Consider the following 13,890-nt stretch of genomic DNA (forward strand, 5'->3'; position numbering starts at 1 on the left):
TGAAGATTATAACAAATAAGTAAAGGAAGTAAAATAAAGTAGGAAAGCCTACTTTATTTATTTTATAAATTTGAGATATAAGTAGCTAATGCGTCAATTTCAGCATCAGTTTTAGTAGCAACTTGTCCAGTCATAACACCTTTCATAGCTCCACCATAAGTTCCATTTTTATATCCATTTAAAGCATCAAGAACTTGTTGTTTATCCCATCCTTTAATAATTTGAGATTTACCTAAAGCAGCTTTTTCACCATTTTGTCCATGACAAGCAGCACATGAAGCAAATAAAGCTTGACCATTTACAGCAGGTTTTGCTTCTTCTTTTTCTTTAGTCATAGAATCAACCATAGCAGCAGCTTCTTTACTTACATTATTAACAACTTCTTTAGTCTTTTCAACTGTATCATTTACAACTTCTTTAGTTTTAGTAACTGTATCTTCAACAACTTTTGGTGTATCTTCAGCTACTTTTGAAGCAGCAGTTGAAACTGATTTAGAAATATCTTCAGCAGCTTTTGTTACAGTATTTTTAACTTCATCAGCAGCTTTTACAACAACTTCTTTTGTTGTAGGTTCAGCTTTTACTTCTTCTGTTTTTACTTCAACAGGTGCTTGAACCTCTTGTTTTACTTCAACACTCGCAGTTGTTTCTTCTTTTTTTTCTTCAGTACAACCTGTAAATAATAACACAGCTACAGCTGAACTTAATAAAATGTTCTTCATGTTTTAAATCCTTTTGATTAATAATTTTTTATTTTACTTTATTTTTGCTAAATAAGCACTAAATTTTTGAAAGTATACTTGCGTATTGTATACTAATTGTGTTAATACTCAAAATGTTTTTATCTAAATAGATATTTAATCATCATATCTTGTATTCTATTAGCTTGGGCAATAGCATACATTCCAGCTTCCATTGCAATTTTTAATCTATTTAAATTCATAACTTCTTTAGCATAATCTACATCTCTAATAGTAGATTCACTAGCTCTAAGGTTTGTTTCCATTGTCATCATATATCGAATAGATGATTCTAATTGATTTTGAGTAGAACCAAAGTCGGACCTAAATGAATTTAAAGTATTTAAAGATTCATCTAAAACACTCATATTTGTAGCTGCTACATCTGCTGTTAAAGCACCCTCACCTAAATTTTTTAAAGCTGTTAGATTTAAACCTGTGCTATTTGATCTAACCCCATTTAGTTTTATAATATCACTTGCACTCTCACCTATTTGAAAAGAGAGCTCATTTGAAAGGGCATTATCATTACTTCCTTGTTGCAGTAAAGAGATTCCATTATAGTTAGTTTGTGAAGCAATATTATCAAGTTGTTCTATATATTTAACAATATCTTTTCGTATAGCTTCTCTACCATCATCAGAAGTTGTTGCTGTTCTTGCTTGAATAAGTTTAGATTTGATTATATCTATTATATTTGATTGCTCATTCATTGCTTTATCTGCAATTTGAGTTAAAGCTATTGCAGAGTTTGCATTTTCAATACTTTGTTTTACTGAATTTGCTTGTGTTCTTAAGTTATCTGCTATTGCTAGACCTGAGGGATCATCACTTGCACTATTTATTCTAAGTCCACTTGATAATCTTTCTAAAGATTTCTGATAAAGATTACTTGTAGTATTATAATTTTCATATGCTATATAAGCTGATATGTTAGTATTTAATCTCATAGTAAACTCCTTTCAAAAAATCTTTAATTAGCTAGTTTTACAAATTGTATTACTAATTATCTCATTTTTTCTTTTAAACAATTCTTAAATTTAGTTTAATTTATTTTTAGAGTTTAAAAAAAGCCACTTGTTAAAGTGGCTTATATTCGAATGTAAAATCTTCTTTATAATCAATCTTAACTTGTCCGCCTTTTTTAAGCTTACCAAATAAAATCTCATCTGTAAGTACATTTTTGATTTTTTCAGAAATAACTCTATTAAGTGGTCTTGCACCCATTGCTTTGTCATAACCTAATAATGCTAACTCTTTTTTAGCTTTAGCTGTAATAGAAATTTTGATATTCTTATCAGTTAAGGCCTCTTCTAAGTCTTCTATAAACTTACCTGCAACTTTTGCAACAACATCTGAACTAAGAGCTGCAAAAGATACAATATTATCAAGTCTATTTCTAAACTCAGGAGCAAAGAATTTATTGATGGCTTTATTCTCATTTAACCCATCATCTTTTGCAAATCCCATAACATTAGCTTCTGTTGCACCTAAGTTTGATGTCATTATTAAAATCACATTTTGGAAGTCCGCTTTATTTCCTGAGTTATCAGTAAGCTCGGCATTATCCATAACTTGAAGTAAAATAGACATTAAGTCAGGATGAGCTTTTTCAATCTCATCAAGTAAAAGTACTGTATGAGGATGTTTTCTAATAGCCTCTGTTAAAAGTCCACCTTGTTCAAAACCAACATATCCAGCAGGAGCACCAATAAGTCTTGAAATTGTATGAGCTTCCATATATTCACTCATATCAAATCTCTCAAAATGTACACCTAATTGATTTGATAACTCTTTTGCAACTTCTGTTTTACCAACACCAGTAGGTCCAGTAAAAAGAAAAGATCCAATAGGTTTTTTATCAAGCCCAAGACCTGCTTTATTTCTTTTAATTGATTGAGTAATTGCAGAAATTGCATCATCTTGTCCAAATACTCTTTTTTGCATATTTTTCTCTAAAGACTTTAATAAAGTTAAATCAGACTTAGTAGCACTTCTAGCTGGAATATGAGCCATTTTTGAAACTGTAAGCTCTATATCTTTTGCTGATACTGTAAGATTGTTTTTAGTTTTTGTTTTACTAGTAGCTAAACCAATCTTCTTTGAAGCTCCAACCTCATCAATAACATCAATAGCACAATCAGGTAAGAATCTATCTGTAATATACTTTTTACTAAGCTCTACAGCACTTTCAATAGCACCTTTTGAGTACTTAATACCATGAAACTCTTCATACTTAGACTTTAAGCCTTCTAAAATAGTGATAGCATCTTCAACAGATGGCTCTTCAACATCTACTTTAGCAAACCTTCTACTTAATGCTTTATCTTTTGAGAAATCATTTCTAAACTCAGCAAAAGTAGTAGCTCCTATACATCTTAGTTTTCCATTTGCTAGCATTGGTTTTAAGATATTTGAAGCATCCATAGCAGATCCTCCAACACTTCCAGCTCCTACTATTGTATGAATTTCATCAATAAATAAAATTGCATTTGGAACTTTTACTACTTCTTTTAAAAGTGATTTTAATTTTTTCTCAAAATCCCCTCTGTATTTTGTCCCTGCAATCATAGAACCCATATCAAGTGAAAATACTTTTGCATTATTTAAAAACTCAGGTACTTTCTCATTTGCGATTTCTAAAGCTAATCCCTCAGCAATTGCAGTTTTACCAACACCTGGTTCACCAACTAAAATAGGATTATTCTTCTTTCTTCTCGAAAGTATTTCAACAACTCTTGAAATCTCTTTTTCTCTTCCAATTACAGGGTCAATCTCACCTTTTTTTGCAAGTTCCACTAACTCTGTTGAGTTTTGATCTAATACTTTATTCTCTTTTTCTTCACCAACTTTAGAATCTTCCATATCTTCATCTAATTCTTTATGAGAGATTTCTTCAAGTATATCTACTTTTTGAATTCCTGATTTTTTTAATAAATAAGAAGAATAAGACTTCTCATCTTTTAAAAGTGCCACAAACATATCTTCTACATTTGCTTTTTGTTTCCCACTTGTTTGAGTATGTGCTACCATATACTCAATTGTTGATGTTAAAGATACAGTCTCAATTGGCTCATCTTCAATACCCTCTGGTAAAACAGGTGTATTTTCATCTATATACTTTTTAGTATCATCAAATAGTTTATTTGAGTCAACACCTAAGTCAATAAATAGATTTTCAATAGTCTCATCATGTAGTAACATTAAAAAAATATGTTCACTTGTTAAATATTCATGTTTACTACTTTTTGCATAGCTTACTGCTTGTGCAAAAATGTTTCTTAATTCATTACTTATCATTTTTCTACTCTTCTTCCATAACAGCTTTTAAAGGAAAGCCCTTTTCTCTTGCCATTGTTTTTACTTGTGCAACTTTTGTTGCAGCAATTTCATGAGTATAAACTCCACAAACTTCCTTACCTTTATTATGTATATTTATCATAATACTTGATGCTTCATCAACAGACTTTCTAAAAACCTTTACTAATACATCTATAACAAAGTCCATTGTTGAGTAATCATCATTTAAAAGTAAGACCTTAAACTTTTTTGGTTCTTCTAAATCTAATTCATCATCTAATTCTATTTCTATTTCGTTACTCACTTCAAACCTTTTCTGTGATAAAATATAATTTATTTTAAAATACATAAATTATACCAAAAAGAAAATTATATGCTAAAACAAAAAGATTATTATAAAAACAAAACAATATTTGTAACTGCTACAAATACAGATGTAGGAAAAACCTATGCAAGTGAAAAACTTTTAAGACACTTTGCAAAGTTAGGTTTAAAAGTAGGATATTTCAAACCCTGTGAAACAGGAGTAGTTGACTCTCCACTTGATGGAACTAAAATGTTAAATTTAGTAAAACAGTTAAATAAAGACTTTGAAGTAACTATAAATGATATAGTTCCCTATCAATTTAAACTACCAGCTGCTCCTTATGTGTCAAAAGGAAATACTACTATAGATATAGAGTTTTTAAAACAAAAACAAAAACAGCTTCAAGAAATGTGTGATGTTCTAATCATAGAAGGAGCAGGAGGACTTATGGTTCCCATTGAAAAAGATATTTTTATTATTGATTTAATAAAAGAGTTTCAAGCTCAAGCTTTTTTAATAACTCCATCAAAGCTAGGATGTATAAATGATACCCTACTTTCAATTCAAGCTTTAGAAGCTAAAAACATTGATTTTGAGTTCTTTATAAATTTATATGAAGATAAAGATAGTTTTGATGAAGTTTCACTTCCATTTTTAAAAGAGTATTTTAGTGAAATAAACTATCTAAATGACCTTTAGATTTTTTATTTAAAATTATGAGAAAAACTGATTTTTTTACAAAAAATTTCAAAATTTGTAAAATTTTAGTTTTTTTCAAACTTTTATTTATAGTTAAAACCTAGCCTTTTCATACACTTTTTATACATTTTTAGCACCTTGAAGTACCATAAATACCTACTTTTATTATAATTCTAAATCTAATCTTAAATAAAATTGCTATTTTAAATAATATGAAAACAATTCATTTTAAATGCTGTATAACTTTCTCGTTCGTTTTTAATAAGCTATAATCAGTGAGCTTAAAAACAAGAAGCAAATACAAAAGCACAAAACAATATAGAAAGGTAAAGCAAGATGACTTCTGCAATAGATTTATCTAAATTAACGGCAAATGATGACTTAACACCAGTTCTTGGTGGACACTGGCCAGGTATTCAAATATACTACCCGCCAATTAAGTTTAATCCATTAGACGGAACATACGAGAGTATGGAGCAAGCAAAGCTTAGATTACAAAAACATGCTTATAAAACAAAAGCACATACTGTACTTTTTGACTTAGAAGATGGTTGTAGACAAAAAGCTATGTCAAGAGAGTTATTAATTCAAGAACTTCCAAAGTTCCCAGAGAGAAACTTTCAAATAGCAATCAGAATCAACCCATTTAGAACAGATGAGTATGAAGAAGATTTAAAGATGTTAAAACAAATCCACAAATATGTTGATGTAATCGTTTTAGCTAAAGCTGGAGAAGTTTATGGTTCAGCTGAAATTAGAGACTTATCTTCTTGGTTAGTATCTATTGGAAGTAACTTAACAATTCAACCAATTATTGAGCACCCTAAATCACTTCAAATTGCTGATAGATTAATGGAGCACTCAACAGTTAAACACGTTGTATTTGGTATTCATGACTTCTCAAAAGCAATGGCATATAAAATTACTCCTACTGGATGGATTAATGAATTAGAGACTTTCTTTAATATGTTAACTATGGAAGCAAGAGTAAAAGGTACAGGTGTAATTGGTGGAGTTGAAGTAATGTTAACACCACACTCTTTACCTGACAATTGTTTAGAGAAAAAAGATATTAGAAGATGGTTAGATTTACATGGTGATGAGGCTTCAAGACAAGTTTATGCTCATGCTAAAAAAGAGTGCGCAATGGGTCTTACAGGTAAGCAAGTAATTACTCCTAATCATATTAATGTATGTAAAGTTGCATTTACACCATCTCCAAAAGAGATTGCTAAAGATGTATCTATCTTAAAAGCTGCTATTGAAGCAGATGCACTATTATCTGGTGCAATTAGATATGAAGGTGAGATGTTAGATCCACCAATGTTTGGTAAGTCATTACAAAACTTATTAAGAGCATATGCATTAAGAGCATTACCAAAAGAAGATGAGTTATTTGCATTAACTGTATTAAACAGAATGCCAATTCATACATTTAAAGAAAACTGGCCATATGGTCAAATCTAATAAGGAGTTATAATATGAGTTCAAATATCAAAATTGAAATACCTGAATTTTTAAATATCGGTGTTGCTTGTACATCTGCTCATGTAGGTACAGCAAAAGAAAACAGCACTGCTATGATTATCGAAGATGATAAGTTAGGTACTGATGAAATTTCATATAAAGATTTAGCACAAAAATCTGACCAAATTTGTAACTTCTTACAAGGTTTAGGTTTTGAAGCTAGAGATAGAGTATTAGTTTGTTTAAAGAACTCACTTGCATACCCTATTTCTTTCTTTGGTGCTATTAAAGCGGGAATTATTGCAGTTCCAACTTCAACGCTTTTATCAGGTTCTGAAGTAAAATATCTTGCAGAAGATTCACAAGCAAGAGCTATTGTATTAAGTGCTACTATGTATGAAAATTTAACTCCATACTTAGAAAACTTAGATAACCTAAAAACAATTATTGTTGCAGGTATTGATAGTGTTGATGAATTAAAAGTACCAAAAGGAATGAATGTTTACGCTTTAACTGAAATTTTAGAGCAAACAGATACAACTCCTAATCACTATAAGTCAAAATCTGGTGAACCAGCATACTTAGTATATACATCAGGTACAACTGGTTATCCAAAGGGTGTTTTACACTCTCATAGATCACTTGTAGGTAGAACTCCTGCAACTGAGTTTTGGTTTGACTTTAAAGAGAATGATAGAATCATGCACTCTGGTAAATTCAACTGGACTTATGTTTTAGGTTCAGCATTAATGGATCCATTATTCAATGGTCATACTGTTATTGCTTATGAAGGTGCAAATGAAGCTGGAACATGGGTTGAATTAATTAAAAAACATAAATGTACTATCTTTATTGGAGTACCTACAATCTATAGACAAATTATTCAAAAGACTGATTTCACAGCTGAAGATTGTCCATCATTAAGATATTGTATGTCTGCTGGTGAACACTTATCTGATGAGATGATTGGTCTTTGGAGAGAAAGATTTAAGCAAGATATTTTTGAAGCTATTGGTATGTCTGAGTGTTCATACTATATTTCACACTCTAAAAACAACCCAATTAGACCTGGTTCTGCTGGATTCGTTCAACCTGGACACACTGTAAAACTACTTGATCCTGATACTTTAGAAGAAGTAGAAGATGGAACTGAAGGTATGATTTGTATTGGTGAAGATGATCCAGGATTATTCTTAGAGTACTGGCAACTAGAAGAAGAGACTAGAAAAGCTAGACATAATGGATGGTTCTTTACTGGTGATTATGCTAAGAAAGATGAAGATGGATATATCTGGTTCATTGGTAGAAAAGATGATATTATCAATACTATGGGATTCAGAGTATCTCCACATGAGATTGAAAGAGTTGTAAAAACTAATAACGATGTAGCTGATTGTGTTGCATTTGGTTTAGATATTGCTAAAGATAAAACACTTGTTGCAATTGCAGTAATTGGACATGAAACTTTATCAGAAGAAAAAGAAGCTGAAATTTTAAAATTTGCTCAAGATAATCTAGCTAAATATAAAGCACCTAAGTTTATTTTTGGATTAAGTGATTACCCAAGAACTAAAAATGGTAAGGTTTTAAGAAAGCAATTAGTTAAAAACTTACATGATCAGTATCATGCAAAAGAGACTGGTGAAGAAGTTGTTGAGTACAAAGCTAGAAGATCTATGTTATTTGTACCATCATATAATAAACACAATGTTGAAAAAGCAAAATCTGTATTAGCAGATACTGTAATTTTTGATCTTGAAGCTATCTTACCAGAACAAAGAGAAGCAGGTAGACAAACAATTAGTACTGTTTACAAAGAGCAAGGTTGCAAGTTTGGTGAATCTGAGAGAGTTCTTAGAATCAACAACTTAGGAAGCGAAGATATTGCAAAAGATTTAGAATTAGCAAAAGAAATTGAATTAGATGCTTTATTATTCTCAAAAATTGAAACAGCAGAGCAAGTAAACGAAGCTGTTAAATTAATTGAAGAAGTAAATCCTAATTTAACACTTATGATTATGATTGAAACACCTTTAGCTGTATTAAATATCCAAGAGATTTGCGCAGCAAGTCCTAAGGTTGCAGTTGTAGTTGCAGGTTCAAATAAATTAGCTAATAGACTTCAAATTGATATCAAAAAAGGTTCTAAGGCGATGTTTAACTACCTATCGCAAATTGCACTTGCTGCAAAAGCATATGGTAAGATTGTTATTGATGGACCACACTTTGATGTTCATGATGAGTTTGCTTGTGAAGATTCAACAAAAGATGCCTTTAACTTAGGATTTGATGGTAAGTCTTTAATCCACCCAATCCAAATTGAATACATCAATGATATCTTTACTCCAAAACAAAAAGAAGTTGAAGATTATGAAACAATGATTGCTTCATATGAAGAAGCTAAAAAAGATGGTAAAGAAGTAATTATGCACAACAATAAACTTGTTGATGGTCCAAGAATTAAATGGGCTAGAAAAATGATTGCTTTATATGAAACATACAAATCATTAGGTCAAAACCTATTTGGTAAATAAGGAGATATAAGTGTCTAAAATTAACGTTGGAAACTTTTTCGAAGATTTTTCAATCGGTCAAAAAATAATACACCCACTTCCAAGAACAGTAAGTGAAGGTGATGTATCTTTATACATCGCTTTTACTGGTTCTAGATTTGCTTTACACTCTTCTGATGTAGTAGCAAATGAAATGGGATATGAAAAAAGACCTATTGATGATACACTAAACTTTCACTTAACTTTTGGTAAGTCAGTGCAAGATATTTCATTAAATGCAATTGCTAACTTAGGTTATGCAGAGATTTCTTTCCCAAATCCAGTTTATATTGGAGATACTGTTTCAATGACTTCAACAGTTATTGGATTAAAAGAAAACTCAAATGGAAAATCTGGAGTTGTTTATGTTCACTCTATTGGTGTAAACCAAAATGGAGCTGAAGTATTAAACTTCAAAAGATGGGTAATGGTTCATAAGAAAGATAAGGAGACTTTAACTGGTATTAAAGAAATCCCTACTTTTGCTGAATCTACTCCAATCTTAGATGAGATTAACCTGCCAGAAATCAAGTGCGTAGACACTGATGCTACTGGTGGAAAATTCTTCTTTGAAGATTATGAAAAAGGTGAAAGATTAAATCACCCAGAAGGTATTACAATTGATAATAGTGACCATACTTTAGCAACTAAGTTATACCAAAACAATGCAAAAGTACACTTCAATGACCATATGATGAAATCTACTCCAATGGGAGAAAGATTAATGTATGGCGGAATTGTAATTTCAATGGCAAGAGCTATTTCATTTAATGGTTTACAAAACGCTCAATGGATGTATGCTATTAACTCTGGAGCTCATGCAAACCCAACTTACGCTGGTGATACTATCTATGCTTACACAGAAGTTTTAGATACTATTGATCATAAAAGAGATGATATTGGATTATTAAGATTAAGAACGATTGCTGTTAAAAATCAGAAATCTTCTGAAATTGAAAATCCAAAAGGTGAAGATGGTAAGTACTTAAAAAATGTAGTACTTGATTTAGATTACACTGTAATCATCCCAAAGAAAAAAACAAAAAAATAAATTTAATTTAAAAAAAGGAAGGAAATTATAATGACACACCCAAACGAAGCACTATTTGAATCTGGTAAATCTTTACCAATTATCCCAACTTGTGAGCACTTTGCAGGTAGCGAGAAACTTATTTTAAAAGGTTTCGAAATGCAAAAGAAACTTGGACCTGTTTTTGATATCACTTGTGATTGTGAAGATGGAGCAGAAACTGGTAAAGAAGTTGAGCATGCTGAAATGATCGTTAGAGTTGTTAACTCTGATGCTAACCCATATGCAATGGCAGGAACTAGAATTCACGATGCTGCACACCCAGATTGGAGACAAGATGTTGATATTTTAGTTCCTGGTGCTGGTGAAAAATTAGCATATATTACATTACCTAAATCAACTTCTTATGAAGATGCTAAAATGCAAATTGAGTATATTCAAGAAGTAGCTGCTAAAGCTGGTATTAAAAGAGAGATTCCAATTCATATCTTAATTGAAACTCATGGAGCATTACAAGATGTAGAAAAAACTGCTACATTACCATGGTTACAAGTATTAGACTTCGGTTTAATGGACTTTGTATCTGGATACCAAGGAGCAATTCCTGCGATTAACATGAGAAGCCCAGGTCAATTTGATCACAGATTAATTGGAGCTGCAAAAGCTAAAGTTGCACAAGCTGCAATCCAAAACCATGTTATTCCAGCACACAACGTAACACTTGATCTTAAAAATCCATACCAAACTTTCAAAGATGCTGAGAGAGCTAGAAACGAGTTCGGATTCATGAGAATGTGGTCAATTTACCCAACACAAGTTCAAGCAATCGTTGATGCTATGAAACCAGACTTCACTGAATTAGAAGCTGCACAAAACATCTTATTAAAAGCGCAAGATGCTGAGTGGGGACCAATCCAGTATGATGGTGAGTTACACGATAGAGCAACTTACAGATACTTCTGGGAATTAGTACAAAGAGCTCATTTCTCTGGTGCTAAATTAATGGACGAAGTTAATACAAGATTCTTCGCTTAATAACTTACAAATAATCTAAGGCTTTTGCCTTAGATTAACTTCTTATATATTACTTAATTTTTTTTCTTATAAAACAAACCCTTTTTTTACTTAATAATCTTTAGTTAAAATATCAATTATTTATATAGCTGTTAAGAGTTAACACTTTTTGAAAATAAAATTGTTAAGATTTTATGAAAAAAGATTTTTTTCATAATTACATAGGTATAATAATTACAATTTCTAAAGAAAAGGGAACAAATGAGCGTTATTACAGAACAAGATATTATTGATAGTGTTGCAGGAGCATGTCAATATATTTCATATTATCACCCAACTGATTTCGTAGAGGGAATGGTTGAGGCTTATGAAAAAGAACAATCTGAATCAGCAAAAAATGCTATCGGACAAATTTTAATTAACTCAAAAATGTGTGCAATGGGTCATAGACCTTTATGTCAAGATACTGGATCAATCAACATTTTTGTAAAAGTTGGTTTAAATGCTAAACTTGATATTTCAAGAGAATTAGAAGATATTTTAAATGACGGTGTAGCTAAGGGTTATACTGATCCAGATAATACTTTAAGGTTCTCAGTAGTTTCTGACCCAGCAGGTGAAAGAAAAAATACTAAAAACAATACTCCAGCAGTTATTCACATGAGTGTAGATAACTCTGATAAAATTGATATTACAGTAGCTGCTAAAGGTGGTGGTTCTGAGAACAAATCTAAATTTGCAGTATTAAATCCATCTGATTCAATCTATGACTGGGTTATGGAAAATGTAAGAAATATGGGTGCAGGATGGTGTCCTCCTGGTATCTTAGGAATTGGAATTGGTGGTAACCCAGAGAAATCTATGTTATTAGCAAAAGAATCATTAATGGATCACGTTGATATTCATGAATTAAAAGAAAGAGGTCCTCAAAATGCTCTTGAAGAGTTAAGACTTAAACTTTATGAAGATATTAACAAAATTGGTATTGGAGCTCAAGGTTTAGGTGGTGTTACTACTGTTTTAGATGTTAAAATCTTAGACTACCCATGTCACGCTGCTTCTTTACCAGTTGCTATGATTCCAAACTGTGCTGCTACTAGACATATTCACTTCGAATTAGATGGTAATGGTGCTGCTAAATTTGAAAAGCCTGATTTAGATATCTGGCCAGACTTAGAAATCCCTATGGATACAGTAAAAAAAGTAAACATTGAAGATTTAACAAAAGAGAACTTATCTCAATTTAAATCAGGTGATACTTTATTATTATCTGGAAAAATCTTAACAGCAAGAGATGCAGCTCACAAAAAAATCGTTGAGTACAAAAATGCTGGTAAAGAACTTCCAAATGGTGTTGATTTAAAAGATAGATTTATCTATTACGTAGGTCCAGTAGATCCAGTAAGAGATGAAAAAGTAGGACCAGCAGGACCAACTACATCTACAAGAATGGATAAATTTACTAAAGACATGATGGAAATTGGTATCATGGGTATGATTGGTAAAGCTGAAAGAAAACAACCAACAATTGATTTAATTAAAGAGTACAAATCTATGTACCTAATTGCAACTGGTGGTGCAGCTTACTTAATATCTCAATCAATTAAAGATGCTAAAGTTATAGCATTTGAAGAAATGGGTATGGAAGCTATTTACGAATTTGAAGTAAAAGACATGCCTGTTACTGTTGCGGTCGACACTGAGGGTGTATCTATTCACACTACAGGTCCTGCAAAATGGAGAACTATTTAATTACGAAGGCTTTTGCCTTTGTAATTAATACTTCTTTTTTCTAACCTTTTTGAAATAATACTCCCTCCTAAAATAATCCTTATACAAAAAAACTAAGTTTTAACTTTGACTTTAAGAAGATAGATTTATGCTATATTCTTATTCAACAAAAAAAGATTGATATATTTATAGGAAAACTCAATATGTTATTAGAAGATTTAAAAGATTATTTAGGATTTGCTGTTGCTGGAAATTTTGCTAACCACTTAGGAGAAGCTGGGGAAGCTGATGAATTTTCAGTTATTAAAACAGAAGAAAAAGATGCTCCAAAAGGAATGTTCCCTTTTTATATTAAAGGTCATGATTCATTTTTAGGAACTTATCCTATTTGTGATGAAGTAATTTATACTCATGGTAGAGAAAAAGACAATTTACAAGTAGAAGCAGAAGTTGCTCTTATTTGCGATTTTGTTTATGAAGATGGAAAAGTAAAAGATATTATTCCTAAATATTTTTCTGCTTTTAATGATTGCTCTATTAGAATTCAAGATGGAAATAAACTAAGTACGAAAAAAAACTGGGGAGAGAATACAAAAGGTATTTCTCAAGATATTATTGAAATTGATAATTTTACAGAAGAAGGCATTCTAAATAGATACCATATTGCATCTTTTATAAAAAGAGATGGTATTGTACATGACTATGGAACTACAAGTGCTGTAAAATCATATAGTTATTTCTTTAATCAACTAAAAGATTGGATGATAGATAAACTAAATACGCAAGAAGATTGTGGTCCACTTGAAGAATTAACACAATTCTTAGATGTAGCAGCTAAAGATGCAAAAGGTATTTTAATAGCTGCTGGCGCTACAGCTTACGCAGACTTTGGAAAGAAAAACTTCTTAGAAAAAGGTGATGAAATATTTGTTTATATTTATGACGCTCACTTCCACTCATTTGATGATATGTACAATGATATGTGTGGAATGGATACTTTCTTAAGTAAGTGTTCTAAGCTTCACCAAGTAGTTCAATAAAGTATAAAAG

Annotated in this window: 11 protein-coding genes; 7 read left to right on the plus strand and 4 right to left on the minus strand. The window is 31.0% G+C overall.

What is annotated here, in order from left to right; genetic code table 11:
* Positions 1-62: 62 nt before the first annotated feature.
* The 4 genes from NJU99_RS14965 to NJU99_RS11890 form a co-directional block, all read right to left on the minus strand.
* On the minus strand, positions 63-722 hold the full coding sequence (locus tag NJU99_RS14965) for a c-type cytochrome (RefSeq protein WP_346731809.1): 660 nt from the start codon (positions 720-722) through the stop codon (positions 63-65).
* A 119-nt stretch (positions 723-841) separates the two neighbouring features.
* A complete protein-coding gene (locus tag NJU99_RS11880; RefSeq protein ID WP_254576124.1) occupies positions 842-1,690 on the minus strand; it encodes a flagellin in 849 nt (282 codons plus the stop codon).
* Between the two features lie 130 nt (positions 1,691-1,820).
* The gene (gene clpA / locus NJU99_RS11885) at positions 1,821-4,040 is read right to left on the minus strand and encodes an ATP-dependent Clp protease ATP-binding subunit ClpA (protein WP_254576125.1); all 2,220 of its coding nucleotides are present in this window, start codon (positions 4,038-4,040) and stop codon (positions 1,821-1,823) included.
* 4 nt (positions 4,041-4,044) lie between these two features.
* Positions 4,045-4,344, minus strand: a complete 300-nt coding sequence (locus NJU99_RS11890; protein WP_254576126.1) for an ATP-dependent Clp protease adaptor ClpS — start codon at positions 4,342-4,344, stop codon at positions 4,045-4,047.
* 69 nt (positions 4,345-4,413) lie between these two features.
* On the opposite strand from NJU99_RS11890, the gene bioD reads away from it, so the two are divergent.
* From bioD to NJU99_RS11925, 7 genes are all read left to right on the plus strand, one after another.
* A complete protein-coding gene (gene bioD / locus NJU99_RS11895) occupies positions 4,414-5,046 on the plus strand; it encodes a dethiobiotin synthase (protein WP_254576127.1) in 633 nt (210 codons plus the stop codon).
* A gap of 336 nt (positions 5,047-5,382) precedes the next feature.
* Positions 5,383-6,513: an HpcH/HpaI aldolase/citrate lyase family protein gene (locus NJU99_RS11900; RefSeq protein WP_254576128.1), complete on the plus strand. Its 1,131-nt coding sequence runs from the start codon at positions 5,383-5,385 to the stop codon at positions 6,511-6,513.
* A 14-nt stretch (positions 6,514-6,527) separates the two neighbouring features.
* Positions 6,528-9,047: an aldolase/citrate lyase family protein gene (locus NJU99_RS11905; protein WP_254576129.1), complete on the plus strand. Its 2,520-nt coding sequence runs from the start codon at positions 6,528-6,530 to the stop codon at positions 9,045-9,047.
* Positions 9,048-9,057: 10 nt separating this feature from the next.
* On the plus strand, positions 9,058-10,116 hold the full coding sequence (locus tag NJU99_RS11910) for a MaoC family dehydratase (RefSeq protein WP_254576130.1): 1,059 nt from the start codon (positions 9,058-9,060) through the stop codon (positions 10,114-10,116).
* Positions 10,117-10,146: 30 nt separating this feature from the next.
* Entirely contained in the window at positions 10,147-11,130 is a 984-nt protein-coding gene (locus tag NJU99_RS11915; protein WP_254576131.1) for an HpcH/HpaI aldolase/citrate lyase family protein, read from the plus strand.
* A 240-nt stretch (positions 11,131-11,370) separates the two neighbouring features.
* Complete coding sequence (locus NJU99_RS11920; protein ID WP_254576132.1) at positions 11,371-12,861, plus strand: fumarate hydratase; 1,491 nt, start codon at positions 11,371-11,373, stop codon at positions 12,859-12,861.
* A gap of 182 nt (positions 12,862-13,043) precedes the next feature.
* Positions 13,044-13,880 carry a DUF5718 family protein gene (locus tag NJU99_RS11925; protein WP_254576133.1) on the plus strand — a complete coding sequence of 279 codons (837 nt, stop codon included), beginning with the start codon at positions 13,044-13,046 and terminating at the stop codon, positions 13,878-13,880.
* Positions 13,881-13,890: the final 10 nt, after the last annotated feature.

It is taken from the genome of Arcobacter roscoffensis, assembly GCF_024267655.1.
GTDB classification, from domain to species: domain Bacteria; phylum Campylobacterota; class Campylobacteria; order Campylobacterales; family Arcobacteraceae; genus Arcobacter_B; species Arcobacter_B roscoffensis.